Origin of the sequence: Sodalis sp. RH22, assembly GCF_047324165.1 — a bacterium.
Classification (GTDB): domain Bacteria; phylum Pseudomonadota; class Gammaproteobacteria; order Enterobacterales; family Enterobacteriaceae; genus Acerihabitans.
This window is the reverse complement of the sequence record NZ_CP178731.1, coordinates 999,434-1,015,066: the sequence shown is the minus strand read 5'-3', so window position 1 is coordinate 1,015,066 and position 15,633 is coordinate 999,434. Positions and strand designations below refer to the sequence as shown.

Below are 15,633 nucleotides of genomic sequence, written 5' to 3'. Positions count from 1 at the left end.
GGCGCGCCTTGCTCATTCCACGCCACGGCGATCGGCCGGCGTGTGGTTTAGCCCCCGGATACGGGCCGCCCGGCCCGCCCGTATTACTGTTTCCCGCTTTTTATGCAAAAAAAATCCCGAACCCGTAAGCAGGTTCAGGACAGGAAATAAAACCAGTCATCGTTGATATTAATCTATGTCGTTGTTTTTTCAATTGTTATCGCCCGCGTTAACGGACAGTGAGAGACACAAGCCGCTGTTTCGACGGCGGCGTTAAATGACCGGTTGCCAACCAGCGGCGCCAATAAAGACCTCCGCCGGATCAGTGCATTTGTCAAAAACCTGGCTCAAGGTGCCGGCGCTTAATGATGTCCGGTACGACGGCAGCGGGAATCAAACCTGCGATGCCACCAGTAACGATCGCTGATGCGTTCGTGCCCGCCCATGCGCGCCCCTGCAACCCATAACAAGGCGCCGATAAAAATACCCATGATGGCGCTATGCGCGACCAATGGCGTAAAGTGCAATTGCGGAAGCTGATTTAATACTGAACAGGCAAGCCCTGCGAGCATCATTATCATACCTACGCCCATCAGGCTGTTGCCACATAAGAGTGCTGATTTGCGTTTCATCGTTCACCTCCGGGTTACTCAATGAAATCGTGAATTGTTCATTCGTCGTCCTTATCAATCTGTGTAAAGTATAGTCAATATCTTGCTAAAGGCATCGTGCCCGCGATCACAGAGTTGACAATAAGTCACACAAATCATAATTCCCTGTCATTCTGTTTTTAAAAGAAATTGATCTCGATCAATGAGGCGCGCAATAGCGTGCCGGCACGCGGGATTGCAGCTTTTTTGAACGGCCGGTCACAGCCTGGCGCCAGGGATTACCTCATGATCGGATCAGACGAGAGGAGGTGACTATGTACACTGACGATCTGGAAGTGATAACCAGCCTCGGACTTGCACTGACGATTATCATTCTGTTTTGCGCGTTGCTGTAACGGGCGGGTTTACAAATCGAGGCTCATGTCGACGCAAGACAGATAGCGTTGCGCCGAGGCGGAATAATATTGCCCCTCGCCCAGGATGCTGAAACCGCGGCGACGATAAAATTGCACGGCGTTCGGCGTCGAGGCCAAGGTTAAACGGGTTAACCCCCGGGTTTTCGCCTCGCTGATAATCCGCGCCAGGATACGCGCGGCATATCCCCTGCCCTGGTACGCCGGCAGGGTAAAGATGGCCTCCACCGACGCCCTGGTGACATCCAGGAACCCCGTTGCCACAGGCCCGCCGGCGGCTGTCGCGGCAATGACGAAAAAAGGATTTTGCGTGATGCAGGCAACAAAGCCCGCCGGCATGATGTCCGGGGTAAAAGCCATGATGGTGTCGGCATCATAGACGCCCACACAGCCCGCCCGGACGGCCTGATTGCGGATTAGCCATAATGCCTGCGCCTCCTGGGCGCGCGCCAGCCGCAGTTCCATAATGCTCCCATGACGTTTTCATGCGTTACACATCATCCCATTATTGCCATCAATCCGCCGGCAACGAAAGCGTGTTTTCGCGCGCCAGGGCACCCGCAAGGCCATGAGGCTTGCCCGACGGGGTGATGACACTTCGCTAAGCCGCTGCGGCGCAAATCTGTTAACATGACCGCGGGATCACCGGCGCAGGACCACGGCCGCCTGATTTCCCGTTGTGCGTTGGTCTGTTTAATCGAGAGCAATAGTTGAGAATGAAACCGTAATGACTATCAAGTTGATTGTTGGCCTGGCGAATCCGGGCGCGGAATATGCCGCCACCCGCCATAACGCGGGCGCCTGGTATGTGGATCTGCTGGCGGAACAGTTTCGCCAGTCCCTCAGGGAAGAGAGCAAATTCTACGGGTATACCGCCCGCCTGGCGATTGCCGGACAGGACGTCAGGCTGCTGGTCCCGACCACCTTTATGAATCTGAGCGGCAAGGCGGTCGCCTCTGTTGCCACGTTTTACCGTATCCTGCCGGAAGAAATCCTGGTGGCGCACGATGAGCTGGATCTGTTGCCGGGCAACGCCCGCTTGAAGCTGGGCGGCGGCCATGGCGGCCATAACGGCCTGAAGGATATCATCAGCCGGTTGGGCAATAATCCCAACTTCCATCGTCTGCGCATCGGCATCGGCCATCCGGGCGACAAAAGCAAAGTGGTGGGTTTTGTGCTGGGCAAGCCGCCGGCCAGCGAGCTGACCTTAATCGATCAAGCCGTGGCTGAGGCGGTTAAATGCACCGAGATCTTAATCCAGGAAGGCCCGGTAAAAGCGATGAATCGCCTGCACGCCTTCAAAGCCGCCTGATGGCTCTCCGATCCGGAGCAAAAACGACCTGCCGCCGCGTGCGGACCTATACCAGGCTATGACTCCGGTCGCCCCGGCGCCAATCGAGTTATGCGCGGTTTATGTGTATAATGGGGCATTAACGTATTGATGGTACGGTAAGACTAATTTAACCATCTGATAATAAAGCTATTTAAGGTGATATAACCATGGGTTTCAAATGCGGTATTGTGGGTCTGCCGAACGTGGGTAAGTCCACGCTATTCAATGCATTGACCAAAGCGGGAATTGAAGCGGCCAATTTTCCGTTCTGTACGATTGAACCGAATACCGGCGTGGTGCCGATGCCTGATCCGCGCCTGGACCAGCTGGCGGCCATCGTCAAGCCGCAGCGTATCGTGCCGACCACCATGGAATTCGTTGATATCGCCGGCCTGGTCAAAGGCGCGTCGAAGGGCGAAGGACTGGGCAACCAGTTCCTGACCAATATCCGCGAAACCGAGGCCATCGGCCATGTGGTGCGCTGCTTCGAGAACGATAATATCATCCACGTTGCCGGCAAAGTCGACCCGGTGGATGATATCGACGTGATTAATACCGAGCTGGCGCTGTCCGATCTGGAAGCCTGCGAACGCGCTATCTTCCGGGTGCAAAAACGCGCCAAGGGCGGCGATAAGGATGCCAAGATCGAGCTGTCCGCGCTGGAAAAATGCCTGCCGCACCTGGGCAACGCCGGCATGCTGCGCACGCTCGATCTCAATGAGGAAGAAAAAGCGGCTATCCGTTATCTCAGCTTCCTGACGCTTAAGCCGACCATGTATATCGCCAACGTCAATGAAGACGGCTACGAAAACAACCCCTACCTGGATAAAGTCCGGGCTATCGCCGCCGGGGAAGGCTCGGTTGTGGTGGCGGTTTGCGCCGCGGTGGAATCCGATATCGCCGAACTGGAAGAAGAGGAGCGCGCGGAATTCATGGCGGAACTGGGGCTGGAAGAACCGGGCCTGAACCGGGTGATCCGCGCCGGCTACGAGTTGCTGAACCTGCAAACCTACTTTACCGCCGGGGTCAAGGAAGTGCGCGCCTGGACCATACCGGTCGGCGCCACCGCCCCGCAGGCGGCCGGTAAAATCCATACTGATTTCGAAAAAGGTTTTATCCGCGCCCAGACCATCGCGTTTGAAGATTTTATTGCCTATAAAGGCGAGCAAGGCGCCAAGGAAGCCGGCAAGATGCGCTCCGAAGGCAAGGAATATATCGTCAAGGATGGCGATGTGATGAACTTCTTGTTTAATGTTTAATTAAATAGGTCACTCAACTTCGACGCGTCACAGGGCATTTCAAATAAATGATTATCCTAAATCCACGCGGTTGCGTGGATTTTTCGTTTTTAACCGTCTCAACACAGTTATGCTCACTTCTTGATGAGTGGCTGGCTGACTGTCATAAGCAGCATAGCGTTGAGGCGCCGTTATGTGAACTTGACGAGATCCTTGAAGATCAGTTTACCCCAGGTATTGCCCCTGGCCTGGACGAGCAGGCCGCCATCCTTGAGCGGTCCTAGCGCAATCGGCGCGAAACCGAGCTGTTCCGCGAGAACCGCGACCGGCGCCAGCGCATTTTCGTCATCGCTCGACAAAAACACGACGCGGCTGCCGCCATTCACGCTCGGATCAGTGGCCAGAACGCCGGCGGCCAGATGGTTAAAACCCTTTACGAACCCGGCGTCGGTAAAGGCTTTGGCGACAACCGCGGACGACGGCTGATCTTGCAAGTCTTCAACGGCAACGCCGAAAGCATTGGTCATGTCGATGACGGTCTTGCTGCGCCAGGTGGTTTTCTGTTTCGCGACGTCCCGATGTTCCCAAAACGGCACCGCCAAAAAGATGATGTCGGACGCAATGGCATCCTGCAGCGTCCTGGGGACAACGGTGGGGCCGATCGCTTGTGCCCGCTGCATCAACGCTTCGGGAGGGCGACGGCTAGCGACGCTCACATTGATGTTCTTTCTTGCAAACGCCCGGGCGAGCGCCTGGCCTACCGCGCCAAAGCCAATAATCGAATAACTCATGCAAACTCTCCCTTCAGTAGGGGTGACCGGCAGCGTAAGCAGACATGGCAATACCCGCTGGACAATCACCGAAATCAGTCCCGTTAATGGAACGGGATGCGCCATTTATCGACATAACCCGGATCATCTTCGCCACGTTAGCGGGCCGCCACCCGCTTTCCAGCGCGATGTCAGATGGCCGAGGTGCCGCCGTCGACATACAATTCCACCCCATTCACGAAGCTCGATTCGTCTGAAGCAAGAAACAGCGCCACCGCCGCGATTTCCTCAGGCCCCCCCATCTTTCCCCGCGGCACCAGGGATTCGAAATACCGCTTCGTCTCTTCGTCGAAGAGTTGCTCTTGAATGGGGGTGGCGATCTGCCCGGGGCTCAGCACGTTCACCCGGATTTTGCGGCCCTTCAGTTCGTTGAGCCACCCGCGGGCGAATGCAAGCAACGTCGCCTTGCTCGCCGCATAGACGCTGAAACCAGGAAAACCTTTGATTGACGCAATTGACCCGGTCATAAAGATCGATCCGCCATCGTTAAACAGCGGCAACGCCTTCTGAACCGTAAACAGCGTGCCGCGCGTATTCAGGCCGAAGGTCGCATCGAAATGCTGCTCGGTAATCTCGCCGAGCGGGACGGCTTCCCCGGTGCCAGCGCTCGCGTACAAGACATCGATCTTGCCCTTTTCCCGTTTGACCGTCGCGAACAGGCGGTCGAGGTCGTCGAGATTGGACGCGTCGCCGCGCACGCCGGTCACGTTGCGCCCGATGAGCTTAACGGCCTCGTCCAACGTCTCTTGCCTGCGGCCCGTGATAAAAACATAGGCGCCTTCTTCTACGAACCGCTTGGCGCTCGCCAGCGCCATGCCGCTTGAGCCACCCGTGATAACTGCGACCTTACCTTCCAGCTTTCCCATGACGTTTCCCCTTCATTGTGTCGGACAGCGTCTGTATTGCCATTGGTATCAGGACGCTGTATCTTGTGGATCACCGGTCCAGATCATCACGCCAGTATCTGGACCACTGATCCAAATATATGGATCACTGATCCATTTGTCAAGGTACCCTATGCGAGCCGACGCCAGAAAAAATTACAGCCATCTCCTTACCGTCGCGCGTGAGGTCGTCACCGAGCAGGGCGCCGATGCGTCCATGCGCGAGATCGCACGCCGGGCCGGCGTCGGGCTGGCCACACTGCTCCGGCATTTCCCGACGCGCGAAGCCTTGTTCGAAGCGTTGCTGCGCACGAATCTGGAGGCTCTGACGCAAAAGGCAGGCGAAGTTGAGACGTCGAAGCCACCTGACGAGGCGCTCGTGTCCTGGTTTCACGCCGGGGTGGCGTTCGTTGATAGCTACAGCGGCGTAGTCGCCTTGATGGCCAGCGCCCACGCGGACCCGGAGTCCGCGCTTTACGCGCCATGCATCGCGGTGCGCTCGGCGGGCGCGCGACTGCTGCGCCGTGCCCAGGCCGAGGGAACGGCGCGCGCAGATATGGATGCGGACGACCTGTTCGCCCTGATGTCGGCGCTCGGCTGGCTCGTCGCCCAGCCCGGATTCGCGCCGCGGCGGGATCATCTCTTTCATCTTATTACGAGCGCCATCCTGACAAATCAGCCGGGCAACGCCATTAACAAGGCAACGTAGCAGAGCGCAACGCATGGCTGTTCGCATTGCGTGAGATTGTCCGTTGGCTGGGCGTGGCGGACTATTGTGGCGCGTCAGTCTGATAGCCTGCCACGCCACCCCGCCATGGGTCGTCAGCCGATGAGGATGGCGCCGGCGGCGATCACCGCGCACGCCAGCATCTTGCGCACCGTCAGCGCCTCGCCCAGGAAAAAATACCCCATCGCCGCCGCGAACAGGATGCTGGTTTCGCGCAATGCCGATACCGCCCCCATCGGAGCGCCCGCCATGGCGTAAATGACGATGCCATAGGCCAGCAGAGACACCAGCCCGCCGATAAAAGCCGCGATGAACCCGGGCCGGGGGGTTAATAAACTCGTTACGCCGCGCAGGCCGATGTATACCGCCGGCATCAAGATGCCCCACAAGGCGCACATCCATGCCGTGTATGCCATCGGCGCGCCGGACAAGCGCACGCCGATGCCGTCCGTTACGCTGTAAGCGGCAATGAAACATCCGGTTCCCAGGGCATACGGCAGGCTTGCCGGCGCCAGCCGGCGCCCGGTGAAGGTCAGGGAAATAATACCGCCCGATATCAGGGCAATGCCAACCAGAGCGCCCATCCCTATCCGCTCGCCGTCGAACACCGATGCCGCGACGGTGATTAACAAAGGCGAGGAACCGCGTGAAACCGGATAGGTTTGCCCGAGGTCTCCGGCTTGATAGCTCTTGACGAGAAACAGGTTATAACCCACATGCAGTCCCGCTGACAGCAGCGCATACATCCAGCTGGCTTTGGCTGGAGGCGCCAGGCACAAGGCGATGGCGGCGCTGGCAACCGCCACCGCCAGGCACATGACCGTCATCGACCACAGCCTGTCGGCTCCGCCGCGCAAAAGCGTATTCCAGCCGGCATGCAAGAGCGCGGCGCACAGTATCAGTAAAATAATATGAAAGGGCATGCGCCATAGTAAGCAGCCCCGCTCTTTGATGAAAGCAAAGTCTCCTCATTGCTGCATGAAGATATCCTCATGTATCGGTATCAGAGATAGCCTTGTTGGGCCTGGGCTGATTGCGCCATGAGCCAGTGGCGAAAGCTGACGATATGAGGCTGCGATTCGACAGCTTTTGGACAGACAAAATAATAAGCGACCGGCGAAGGGAACGGTATGTCGAACAGCCGGACCAGGCTGCCGTCGCGTAGTTCAGTTTCGACATGTCCGCTGCGGGCCAGGGCGATACCCTGGCCCAGCAGCGCCGCCTGGACCGTCATATTCGTGTCGGCGAACCTGACGCTTTCCCTGAGCGCGGAAACGCCGACCCCCGCCTGTTGCAGCCACAGCGCCCATTTCGGCACCAGATCCGCGCCGTCTCTTGTCAGCAGCGGGTAGCGCAATAATTCGGCAGGCTCATGGGGCGCGCCAAATCGATGCAAAAGATCGGGACTGGCAACCGGAAAGATCTGCTCCCTGAACATGAATTCCGAGTACAGGCCTGGATAATTGCCGGTGCCGAAACGGATGGCCACGTCCGACTCGGCGCTGGAAAAATTGATGGCTTTGTCCGTGGTTTCCAGCGTGACCAGAATTTCCGGATGCCGCTGGGACAAATCCGGCAATCTTGGCAGCAGCCATTTCAGGGCGAAGGAGTAGGTGGTACTAAGCCTGAGCCGGACCCTGCCCTTTTGCTCTCTCAGATCGCTGAGCGTCGCCTCCAGGTGCATAAAGAATTCACGCACGATGGGCGCCAGCGCTGCGCCTGCAGGCGTCAGGCTCAATGATTTGCCACGCTGAAATAGCGACAAGCCCCAGATCTCTTCGAGATGTTTAAGCTGATGGCTTACCGCGCTTTGGGTAATATGCAATTCGTCCGCAGCGGCGGTGAACGTTGCATGCCGCGTCGCCACCTCAAAGGCGCGCAGCGTGGCGGTGGGAGGCAGATCCCTCATCATGTTGTTTCCTCGGTGAACACACGCCATAGCGGCTTATATGAACAGAAGCTCATGGTAATATATTCTATGCCCCGGCTGAAAAATAGATGCCGGGGTCTTGCGGTGCTGAATTCATCGAAAATCTACCCCAGGGACGGACCGGGACGTTCAGGCGCCGCCCGTACGCGGCCAAGTCCCCGAAAATTTATATGCCTACAGCATTTGTATTTGATTTCCGTGCCCATCATGCGGCATGCTTTTTTTTAACATTCGCAAAACGCAGTATATCTATGACCCTATTTTGCTTCCCTCGACGCTGGTTCGCATGACCGCTTTTGCCTTTAGCGTAGTGCTGTTTGCCGCTGTGTTGCACGCCACCTGGAATGCCGTGGTCAAAGGCGGCGCCGATAAACTACTAACGACCATACTGGTCACCGCGTGCGCCGCGCTGATCGCCGCCCTGGCGCTGCCGTTTTTGCCCGCCCCCGCCAAGGAAAGCTGGCCTTTTATCGGCGCGTCGGCCCTGCTGCAAGTTCTGTATTTTTGCCTGGTGGCGAGAACCTATCGCATCGCCGATATGAGTCAGACCTATCCTTTAATGCGCGGCAGCGCCCCGCTTATCGTCGCGGCCATGGGCGCGCTATTTTTTGGCGTGCTATTAACGCCGACCGCCTGGCTGGGAATTGCCATAATTTGCGCAGGCATAATAAGCATGGCCATATTTGCGCACGGGCAAGACAAAAAAGGGGTGGTGTTGGCGTTGCTCAATGCCGCTGTTATCGCCGGTTACACCCTTATTGACGGGCAAGGCGTGCGGTTATCCCGCGCCCCCGCCGCGTATACGTTGTTGATTTTCCTGTTTACCGGCGTGCCCCTGCTTGCCTGGGCCATGTGCAGGCGACGCGCTGCGGTAAAAGGCTATTTCGCCGCCAATTGGCATCTGGGCATGGCGGGCGGATTTGGCACCGTCGCCTCCTATGGGCTGGCGCTGTGGGCCATGACGGTTGCGCCGGTCGCCGTGGTTGCCGCGCTGCGGGAAACCTCGATATTATTTGGGCTTATTCTCTCGGGCCTGGTCCTGCGCGAACGCATAAGTCCATCACGGGTCGTGGCGGCCTGCATCATAGCGATAGGCGCGGGAGTGTTGCGGTTGGCTTAAAATCCCGGCGCTAAAATTTCCCCCAGCCGTTAAGCAATTAATCTGGTTTACATCGCGTAGTACCGAAGGCGATCGCCAGCGCCGGCATTAGAAAGAGACAGCGACGAAAGGCCGTGCCGCAATGCCGTGATGACCACTACAGATTCATTGTTCCCTTATCGTAATCCATCTGGGCTTGCAGAACCTGGGCTGAATGAGTAACCGTCCAGTCAAATAATGCCCGAAACGGCACCTCCAGCGTGCGCCCCAGCGGCGTGACGCTGTACTCCACCGCGACCTGGGAAGCAGGAATAACCCGGCGGGCAAGGATGCCGCTGCGCTCGAGGCGCCTTAGGCTAAGGGTCAGTGATTTTTGGGAAATGCCGTCCAGGCAACGCCTGATTTCATTGAAGCGCAAGGGCTTATGGCACAGCGCCGCCAGGATCAGCACCGACCATTTATCCGTGATCTGATCCAGCAGTAAACGGCTTGAACCGCCGGCTCCCCCTGCCTCTATGGCCGGCTCGTCTTGAGCCGCCGTTTGCCCAGCCTGATTCAACATGCGGTTTCCTCCGGGATACCTAATGACATATTAGTGCCTAATTGACACCTAGTATACGTCATATACCATATGGATTCATAACCCACAAGGAGTTACCCATGTCATCTTTATATCCTGAGCAAACCGCCGATACGCTCGCCGTGGTCGAGGCGTTGTACCGGTTCGCCGCGGGCATCGATCTGCGCATACCGACCTGCTCGCCTCAGCGCTGGCGGAAGATGCGGTGTCCGATTTCCGGCCCGCCGCGGCAAAAGCCGGATTTGAATACCCGGTGCTGGAAGGCCGGGACACTATTGTCACGGCCCTGTCGAACGCACTTAGCCAGCTCGACACGACACATTCCGTGAGCAATCCGCGGGTCTGCATTAACGGCGATAAGGCGCATCTGGAGGCGTTGGTGGAGGCGCAGCACGTAGCGCGCAATGATAACTCGCGCCACTACCTGATGAAAAACCGCTATAACGTCGAGCTGGTAAGGCGTGACCAGGTATGGCTTATTCAGCGCAACACGGTCGACAACGTCTGGCGGACGGGGGATCCAACGGTGCTCGCGGGTGCTTAGGATCCTTTAACGTCCCGCGGCGCGCAGGAAGCCCGTCACCATCTGCGTGAATTCTTCGGGGCGTTACAGCATCGCCAGGTGTCCGCCGTCCAGTTCGGCATAGCGGGCGCCGGCTATTTGCGCGGCCAGCGCCCGCCCTTGGGCGGGCGGCACCATATAGTCATGAGTGCAGCCTATGACCAGCGCGGGTTGGGTAATGCGCCCGACCCGATCGCTTACGACCAGAACCAGGTCCAGTTCCACCTGGCGCCCAGTTACTTTCCCCGCCACCGCCGGTGCCATGTACCAATACCAGACCAGGACCCTCGCCATCAACCCGATAGGACACTGTCGTACCCTCGATTTTAACCATTGGCATGATATAAACTCTCACCGTAATCAAAGGAGGCTTTAGGCTAAACTCTGACCGTGCTGTCAAGGTCAAGAGAAAATTCAGGGGTAGCCTGGACGGCTTGCCGTGGTGGAGCGTTGCCGGACGTCATAAAAGCCCTGTTACGTTTTATAAGAACGCGCGCGATCGGTGCGCATTCAAAATATTCTCTTACGTCTTAATAAGAACGCGATCGATCAGCCCCCACTCAAGCGCTTCCTCCGCCGTCATAAAACGGTCGCGATCGAGCGTGCGCTCAACCTCTTCATAGCTGCGCCCGCAATGCTCGGCATATAATCGCGTAATCCGGCGTTTCGTTTGCCGCATTTCTTCGGCGTGGATAAAGATGTCCGAGGCCTGTCCCTGATAACCGCCCAAAGGTTGATGCACGTGTAAACTGGCGTTGGGCAGCGCCACCCGCTGGCCGGGCGCGCCCGCCATCAACAGAAATGATCCCATCGAGCGCGCGGTTCCCATGCAAAGGGTATAGACCGGCGCCTGAATAAACTGCATGGTGTCATACATGGCGAAACCGCTGGTAACTACGCCGCCGGGCGAATTGATATACAGATGGATGGGCTTTTCCGGATTCTCGGCTTCCAGGAAAAGAAGCTGCGCGCAGACCAATGCCGACATCGTATCGTCGACTTCACCATTGAGGAAGATAATGCGTTCGCGCAACAGCCGTGAATAAATATCGAAAGATCGTTCACCCCGGCTGGATTGCTCGACCACCATCGGGATGAGTTGCAGCGCTTCGCGCATGGGCGACTCCTTATGGTTATGGCAAAAATACGCTGTGGCCCGCCAGGCAGATCAGGCGGCAAGCATCAGAGAAGACGTGTCGTCGTTGGCCGCAGGGGGCACCGGGCTGCCCAGCCGCGCATCTGCCAGCCGGTGGATAATAGTCAGAATGGTCCCGCCCGCGTCATTCGGCCTGATATGCAATGTGACATGGCTTGCAAGGAAAGGCGGTTCTGCTTCCCGCAGGCGATAACGTATTTTGCCTTCCCGGGTTGATGAGAGGGGTGCGCATTGCCCCAGGGCCACGCCGGGTAGCCATTTCTCACGCAGCGCGGGAATACTGATGGCCCGCCAGACCTTTTCCGCAGGCGCATCAAGTTCATATTCGAATCGCAGCTCGTTGACGCGATCCCCGGTTTTAGGGTTTGTCATTGATCCATATCCTTCAGCAAAACCTTCAAATCATCCACCCGCGCGGGCCAGTAGGCCCGATACTTCGCCAGCCAGCGGGCGATAAGCGCCAAACCCTGCGGATTAATGTCGTAGTTGACAAAACGGCCCCGCCGCTCTTCGCGCACCAGACCGGCGTTGCGCAGTACCGCCAGGTGCTGCGACATGGCGGATTGGCTAATTTCGATGCCCACGCGCAGCGCGCTGGCGTTCATACTGCCGTCCGCCAGTTTTTCGAAGATGGCGCGTCGCGTCGGATCGGCTAACGCCTTGAAGATGTCGTTTTCTATCATAGCAAATACATTAGCACTTACTTATGTGTCGCGCAAGCTTCCACGCTATTTAAGCGCCCTGAACGCGTGATGGTGCGCGAAAAAGCATGGCGCTATACTGTTTATGTCGCACCTGTTCAAGGCGGTCTGTGACAAACCGGCCCGATATGGCGATAATACGGCAAAGCACCCGTGGGGAAAGGCAACGGCATGACGACAGCGCAGGATGACAATCTGCTGGGAAACTATCTCAGGTATCGCCGCACCAGGCTCGACGCGGCAAGCCTGGGCTATTCCATGACACGCAGGCGTACGCCCGGCCTGCGCCGCGAGGAGGTGGCGCTGCTCGCCAACGTCAGTACCACATGGTATACCTGGCTTGAGCAGGGCCGCGGCGGCGCGCCGTCGGCCGACGTGCTCGACCGCCTCGCCCGCGCGCTTGCCCTGACGGATGTCGAGCGCGAGCATTTATTCCTGCTGGCCCAGAACCGGCCGCCGGAGGTGGCTTATGCCAAGCGCCGCGGCGTGACGCCGCAGTTGCAACGTATGCTTGACTCGCTGGAATATTGTCCCGCGTATGTCAAAACCGCCGAATGGGACATTATTGCCTGGAATCGCGCCGCCACGGTGGTGCTGGCCAATTATCCGGCGCTGCCCGAATCCCGGCGCAATATTTTGCGCATCATTTTCTGCGATCCCGGCGTCAGGACAAAAATACCCAATTGGGAAAGCGTGGCGCGTTTCGTGGTCACCGCCTTTCGCACCGAAACGGCCAGGACCGGCGTAGGCGCGCATGCCAGGGCGCTGGTAGAGGAATTAAGCCTGGCCAGCCCGGAGTTCGCGGCCCTGTGGCGTGACCACGACGTCGGCATTTATGGCGAGGGAACCAAGTACATCCGGCATTCGACCCTGGGACTGATCACGCTCGAATATTCGGCGTTCTCCGTCGACGGCAAGCCGGATCTGGGCCTGGTTATCTATAATCCGGCAACGCCCGGCGATCGGGCCGGCATCCGGGCGCTGTTGGCGGCAACCCAGGCGCCTGCGCCGCTACCGCCGGCGATGCCGGAGTAGACGCCCAGGCCAGGGCGGCGGCGCATTGGCCCCCTGCTACGCTTTTAGCCCCAGGCTTTGCTTGAGGGATTTAAGGTAGCGCCGGCTGACCGGCACCGTCTGGCCGTTGCTCAGTACAATTTCCGCCTGGCCGGAATCTTCCAGGCGAATTTCGCGCAAATGCGCCAGATTGACCAGGAACTGCCGGTGACACCGCACCAGCGGGGTGCGGCTTTCCAGCAGTTTCAGCGTCAGCTCGGTGAAACATTCCCCGCCCTCGATACCTGTGACATACACCCCGCTCAGCCTGGAGTTGGCGAACAGCACGTCCTCGGTTTTCAAGAGATAGATGCGGCTGTGGCCGGTGCAGGGAATGTATTTCAGGGCGCTTTCCTGAACCGCCAGCAGGCCGATATCCTGCTCCGGGCGTTCATTGTGCAGACGGCCAAGCGTCTTGGCCAGGCGCCGCGACTCGATAGGTTTTAGCAGATAATCAAAGGCGTGTTCCTCGAACGCGCGGACGGCGTACTCATCAAAGGCGGTCAGGAAGACGATATACGGCATGCAGGCCGGATCGATCATGCCGACCATTTCCAGCCCGCTGATGCGCGGCATCTGGATATCCAGAAAGATGACGTCCGGATGAAGCCGGTGCACCGCCCCTATCGCTTCCAGGGCATTGGCGCTCTCGCCGACGATGGCAATTTGCGGATCCTGCTGGAGCAGGCAGCGCAGGTTTTCCCGCGCCAGCGGTTCGTCATCGACAATCAGCACGCTCAGCATGGGACCTCTTCCTCCAGCGGCAGGCTCAGGATAATACGGGTAAACAGCTCGGGACGGGATTCGACGCTGATGCCGTACTCCTCGCCATAGCGCACCCGTACGCGCTTATCCACCAGATTCATGCCAAGCCCGGTATTGCCGGCGACCAACCGATACAGACCGGCATTGTCCTCGATGCACAACAGCAGGCGGTGGTCATGCTGCCGCGCGCTCAGGGTCACGATGCCCTGACCCAGCAGTTGCGAGGTGCCGTGCTTAATGGCGTTTTCCACCAGGGGCTGCAGGGAGAAGGCCGGCAGATGCATGCCGAGCAATGCCTCGGGCAGATCAAAGCGGATTTGCAGACGGTCCTGAAAACGCGCCTTTTCAATTTGCAGGTAGGCATTGACATGCTCGATTTCGTCGGCGAGCGTGACCACTTCCTCCGAGCGTTTCAGATTCTTGCGAAAAAACGTCGAGAGATTCTGCACCAGTTGGCTGGCCTGATCGCTGTCGCGGCGGATCACCGCCACCAGCGTATTCAGGGCGTTAAATAAAAAATGCGGATTGACCTGGGCATGCAGCAGCTTGATTTCCGACTGCGTCAGCAACAGTTTATGCCGTTCGTACTGCCCGGCCAGGATCTGCGCGGACAGCAGGCTGGCGATGCCTTCGCCCAGGGTACGGTTGATGGAGCTGAACAGCCGGTTTTTGGCCTCGTACAGCTTGATTGTGCCAATCACCTCACCGTTTTCGCCTTGCAGCGGGATGACCAGCGCCGACCCCAGCTTGCAGTGACGTTGTAACGAACACTGGTACGGCGTCTCGTTGCCGTCGGCATAGAACACTTCATTATTATCAATGGCCCGGCGCGAATGCGCGGAGGAAATCGGCGTGCCGGGTACGTGGTGATCGTCGCCGATGCCGATAAACGCCAGCAGCTTTTCCCGGTCGGTAATGGCGACGGCGCCGATATCCAGCTCCTGGTAGATGACCTCCGCCACCTTCATGCTGTTTTCCTGGTTAAAACCCTGGCGCAGAAAACCTTCGGTACAAACGGCGATTTTCAGCGCGCGGGCGGAAAAGGCCGAGGTATATTTCTCGAACATCGCCCGCCGGTCCAGCAGGATGCGCATAAACATCGCCGCCCCGACGCTGTTGGTGACGATCATCGGCAAGGCGATGCTCCTGACCAGCCGCAGCGCCTCTTCATAAGGACGGGCCACCGCCAGGATAATCATCATCTGCAGCATTTCCGCCAGCAGCGTGACGCCGGCGGCGGTAAACGGATTAAACAGGCGATCGATACGCCCGCGCCTGATCAGCAGCCGGTGCGCCAGACCGCCGAGCAGGCCTTCCACCACCGTGGAAATCATGCAGCTGACGGCGGTCATGCCGCCCAGGGAATAACGGTGCAGCCCCCCGGTCAAACCGACCAGCACGCCGACCACCGGCCCGCCCAGCAGGCCGCCCAGCACCGCGCCGATGGCGCGGGTATTGGCGATGGAATCCTGAATATGCAGGCCGAAATAGGTGCCCATAATGCAAAACATGGAAAACATGACATAGCACAAGAGCTTATGGGGCAGTCGGACGGTAACTTGCATCAGCGGGATAAACAGCGGCGTTTTACTCAGCAGGTACGCAATAACCAAATAGACGCACATCTGCTGTAACAACAGTAAAACCAAATTGAACTCATGCATAAACAACGGCTCGTAAAATAACGCCCGTCATGCGCGGCGCGCGCGGGACTCAGTGGCGCTAACTTACCGAAAAACGCCGGCGTTGTCTTTGATGGTACTCACTAATTT

General features: G+C 58.1%; 19 protein-coding genes. 6 read left to right on the top strand and 13 right to left on the bottom strand.

Going from position 1 to position 15,633, the window contains the following annotated elements:
- Positions 1-341 precede the first annotated feature (341 nt).
- Both ychH and ACL2XN_RS04670 read right to left on the bottom strand, forming a co-directional pair.
- The gene (ychH, locus tag ACL2XN_RS04675; RefSeq protein WP_410014961.1) at positions 342-611 is read right to left on the bottom strand and encodes a stress-induced protein YchH; all 270 of its coding nucleotides are present in this window, start codon (positions 609-611) and stop codon (positions 342-344) included.
- A 383-nt stretch (positions 612-994) separates the two neighbouring features.
- Positions 995-1,468 (bottom strand): GNAT family N-acetyltransferase, encoded by a 474-nt coding sequence (locus tag ACL2XN_RS04670; RefSeq protein ID WP_413730398.1) that lies wholly within the window; start codon positions 1,466-1,468, stop codon positions 995-997.
- Positions 1,469-1,730: 262 nt separating this feature from the next.
- Between ACL2XN_RS04670 and pth the strand changes: the two genes are divergently transcribed.
- Together pth and ychF are read left to right on the top strand one after the other, a co-directional pair.
- Positions 1,731-2,315 carry an aminoacyl-tRNA hydrolase gene (gene pth, locus ACL2XN_RS04665; RefSeq protein WP_413722920.1) on the top strand — a complete coding sequence of 195 codons (585 nt, stop codon included), beginning with the start codon at positions 1,731-1,733 and terminating at the stop codon, positions 2,313-2,315.
- Between the two features lie 188 nt (positions 2,316-2,503).
- On the top strand, positions 2,504-3,595 hold the full coding sequence (gene ychF, locus ACL2XN_RS04660; RefSeq protein ID WP_410014958.1) for a redox-regulated ATPase YchF: 1,092 nt from the start codon (positions 2,504-2,506) through the stop codon (positions 3,593-3,595).
- A 170-nt stretch (positions 3,596-3,765) separates the two neighbouring features.
- On the opposite strand, the gene ACL2XN_RS04655 is transcribed toward ychF, so the two are convergent.
- Together ACL2XN_RS04655 and ACL2XN_RS04650 are read right to left on the bottom strand one after the other, a co-directional pair.
- The gene (locus ACL2XN_RS04655) at positions 3,766-4,365 is read right to left on the bottom strand and encodes an NADPH-dependent F420 reductase (protein ID WP_413730397.1); all 600 of its coding nucleotides are present in this window, start codon (positions 4,363-4,365) and stop codon (positions 3,766-3,768) included.
- A gap of 170 nt (positions 4,366-4,535) precedes the next feature.
- Positions 4,536-5,270, bottom strand: coding sequence for an SDR family NAD(P)-dependent oxidoreductase (locus ACL2XN_RS04650; RefSeq protein WP_410014956.1), 735 nt, complete (start codon positions 5,268-5,270; stop codon positions 4,536-4,538).
- 151 nt (positions 5,271-5,421) lie between these two features.
- On the opposite strand from ACL2XN_RS04650, the gene ACL2XN_RS04645 reads away from it, so the two are divergent.
- On the top strand, positions 5,422-5,997 hold the full coding sequence (locus ACL2XN_RS04645) for a TetR/AcrR family transcriptional regulator (protein WP_413730396.1): 576 nt from the start codon (positions 5,422-5,424) through the stop codon (positions 5,995-5,997).
- A 113-nt stretch (positions 5,998-6,110) separates the two neighbouring features.
- Here the strand turns inward: ACL2XN_RS04645 and ACL2XN_RS04640 are convergent, their stop codons facing one another.
- Both ACL2XN_RS04640 and gcvA read right to left on the bottom strand, forming a co-directional pair.
- The gene (locus ACL2XN_RS04640) at positions 6,111-6,938 is read right to left on the bottom strand and encodes a DMT family transporter (RefSeq protein WP_413730394.1); all 828 of its coding nucleotides are present in this window, start codon (positions 6,936-6,938) and stop codon (positions 6,111-6,113) included.
- An 80-nt stretch (positions 6,939-7,018) separates the two neighbouring features.
- Positions 7,019-7,924, bottom strand: a complete 906-nt coding sequence (gcvA, locus tag ACL2XN_RS04635; protein WP_410016821.1) for a transcriptional regulator GcvA — start codon at positions 7,922-7,924, stop codon at positions 7,019-7,021.
- Positions 7,925-8,231: 307 nt separating this feature from the next.
- Between gcvA and ACL2XN_RS04630 the strand changes: the two genes are divergently transcribed.
- On the top strand, positions 8,232-9,065 hold the full coding sequence (locus ACL2XN_RS04630; protein WP_413731069.1) for an EamA family transporter: 834 nt from the start codon (positions 8,232-8,234) through the stop codon (positions 9,063-9,065).
- A gap of 136 nt (positions 9,066-9,201) precedes the next feature.
- On the opposite strand, the gene ACL2XN_RS04625 is transcribed toward ACL2XN_RS04630, so the two are convergent.
- The gene (locus ACL2XN_RS04625) at positions 9,202-9,606 is read right to left on the bottom strand and encodes a winged helix-turn-helix transcriptional regulator (RefSeq protein ID WP_410014953.1); all 405 of its coding nucleotides are present in this window, start codon (positions 9,604-9,606) and stop codon (positions 9,202-9,204) included.
- 223 nt (positions 9,607-9,829) lie between these two features.
- On the opposite strand from ACL2XN_RS04625, the gene ACL2XN_RS04620 reads away from it, so the two are divergent.
- Positions 9,830-10,168: a nuclear transport factor 2 family protein gene (locus tag ACL2XN_RS04620; protein WP_413730393.1), complete on the top strand. Its 339-nt coding sequence runs from the start codon at positions 9,830-9,832 to the stop codon at positions 10,166-10,168.
- Between the two features lie 63 nt (positions 10,169-10,231).
- Here the strand turns inward: ACL2XN_RS04620 and ACL2XN_RS04615 are convergent, their stop codons facing one another.
- The 4 genes from ACL2XN_RS04615 to ACL2XN_RS04600 all read right to left on the bottom strand — a co-directional run bounded on the left by ACL2XN_RS04615 (position 10,232) and on the right by ACL2XN_RS04600 (position 12,025).
- Positions 10,232-10,450 (bottom strand): alpha/beta fold hydrolase, encoded by a 219-nt coding sequence (locus ACL2XN_RS04615; RefSeq protein WP_413722925.1) that lies wholly within the window; start codon positions 10,448-10,450, stop codon positions 10,232-10,234.
- Between the two features lie 259 nt (positions 10,451-10,709).
- Complete coding sequence (locus ACL2XN_RS04610; RefSeq protein WP_413728379.1) at positions 10,710-11,303, bottom strand: ATP-dependent Clp protease proteolytic subunit; 594 nt, start codon at positions 11,301-11,303, stop codon at positions 10,710-10,712.
- 51 nt (positions 11,304-11,354) lie between these two features.
- A complete protein-coding gene (locus ACL2XN_RS04605; protein WP_413728378.1) occupies positions 11,355-11,714 on the bottom strand; it encodes an SRPBCC family protein in 360 nt (119 codons plus the stop codon).
- Positions 11,711-12,025, bottom strand: a complete 315-nt coding sequence (locus ACL2XN_RS04600; protein ID WP_410014948.1) for an ArsR/SmtB family transcription factor — start codon at positions 12,023-12,025, stop codon at positions 11,711-11,713. The genes ACL2XN_RS04605 and ACL2XN_RS04600 overlap by 4 nt, the downstream gene beginning before the upstream one ends.
- 189 nt (positions 12,026-12,214) lie before the next feature.
- Here ACL2XN_RS04600 and ACL2XN_RS04595 point away from each other — a divergent pair, with 189 nt between their 5' ends.
- Positions 12,215-13,078 carry a helix-turn-helix transcriptional regulator gene (locus ACL2XN_RS04595; protein ID WP_413730392.1) on the top strand — a complete coding sequence of 288 codons (864 nt, stop codon included), beginning with the start codon at positions 12,215-12,217 and terminating at the stop codon, positions 13,076-13,078.
- 36 nt (positions 13,079-13,114) lie between these two features.
- On the opposite strand, the gene btsR is transcribed toward ACL2XN_RS04595, so the two are convergent.
- Positions 13,115-13,840 carry a two-component system response regulator BtsR gene (gene btsR, locus ACL2XN_RS04590; RefSeq protein WP_413722927.1) on the bottom strand — a complete coding sequence of 242 codons (726 nt, stop codon included), beginning with the start codon at positions 13,838-13,840 and terminating at the stop codon, positions 13,115-13,117.
- A complete protein-coding gene (locus ACL2XN_RS04585; protein WP_410014945.1) occupies positions 13,834-15,525 on the bottom strand; it encodes a LytS/YhcK type 5TM receptor domain-containing protein in 1,692 nt (563 codons plus the stop codon). The genes btsR and ACL2XN_RS04585 overlap by 7 nt, the downstream gene beginning before the upstream one ends.
- Positions 15,526-15,633 lie beyond the last annotated feature (108 nt).

Excerpts from the sequence above, each read along its gene's own strand:
- ACL2XN_RS04605 (WP_413728378.1), bottom strand. The coding sequence starts at position 11,714 with ATGACAAACCCTAAAACCGGGGATCGCGTCAACGAGCTGCGATTCGAA.
- pth (WP_413722920.1), top strand. The coding sequence starts at position 1,731 with ATGACTATCAAGTTGATTGTTGGCCTGGCGAATCCGGGCGCGGAATAT.
- ACL2XN_RS04650 (WP_410014956.1), bottom strand. The coding sequence starts at position 5,270 with ATGGGAAAGCTGGAAGGTAAGGTCGCAGTTATCACGGGTGGCTCAAGC.
- ACL2XN_RS04640 (WP_413730394.1), bottom strand. The coding sequence starts at position 6,938 with ATGCCCTTTCATATTATTTTACTGATACTGTGCGCCGCGCTCTTGCAT.
- ACL2XN_RS04670 (WP_413730398.1), bottom strand. The coding sequence starts at position 1,468 with ATGGAACTGCGGCTGGCGCGCGCCCAGGAGGCGCAGGCATTATGGCTA.
- ACL2XN_RS04600 (WP_410014948.1), bottom strand. The coding sequence starts at position 12,025 with ATGATAGAAAACGACATCTTCAAGGCGTTAGCCGATCCGACGCGACGC.
- gcvA (WP_410016821.1), bottom strand. The coding sequence starts at position 7,924 with ATGAGGGATCTGCCTCCCACCGCCACGCTGCGCGCCTTTGAGGTGGCG.
- btsR (WP_413722927.1), bottom strand. The coding sequence starts at position 13,840 with ATGCTGAGCGTGCTGATTGTCGATGACGAACCGCTGGCGCGGGAAAAC.
- ACL2XN_RS04630 (WP_413731069.1), top strand. The coding sequence starts at position 8,232 with ATGACCGCTTTTGCCTTTAGCGTAGTGCTGTTTGCCGCTGTGTTGCAC.
- ACL2XN_RS04625 (WP_410014953.1), bottom strand. The coding sequence starts at position 9,606 with ATGTTGAATCAGGCTGGGCAAACGGCGGCTCAAGACGAGCCGGCCATA.
- ACL2XN_RS04655 (WP_413730397.1), bottom strand. The coding sequence starts at position 4,365 with ATGAGTTATTCGATTATTGGCTTTGGCGCGGTAGGCCAGGCGCTCGCC.
- ACL2XN_RS04595 (WP_413730392.1), top strand. The coding sequence starts at position 12,215 with ATGACGACAGCGCAGGATGACAATCTGCTGGGAAACTATCTCAGGTAT.
- ychH (WP_410014961.1), bottom strand. The coding sequence starts at position 611 with ATGAAACGCAAATCAGCACTCTTATGTGGCAACAGCCTGATGGGCGTA.
- ychF (WP_410014958.1), top strand. The coding sequence starts at position 2,504 with ATGGGTTTCAAATGCGGTATTGTGGGTCTGCCGAACGTGGGTAAGTCC.
- ACL2XN_RS04645 (WP_413730396.1), top strand. The coding sequence starts at position 5,422 with ATGCGAGCCGACGCCAGAAAAAATTACAGCCATCTCCTTACCGTCGCG.
- ACL2XN_RS04585 (WP_410014945.1), bottom strand. The coding sequence starts at position 15,525 with ATGCATGAGTTCAATTTGGTTTTACTGTTGTTACAGCAGATGTGCGTC.
- ACL2XN_RS04615 (WP_413722925.1), bottom strand. The coding sequence starts at position 10,450 with ATGGCACCGGCGGTGGCGGGGAAAGTAACTGGGCGCCAGGTGGAACTG.
- ACL2XN_RS04610 (WP_413728379.1), bottom strand. The coding sequence starts at position 11,303 with ATGCGCGAAGCGCTGCAACTCATCCCGATGGTGGTCGAGCAATCCAGC.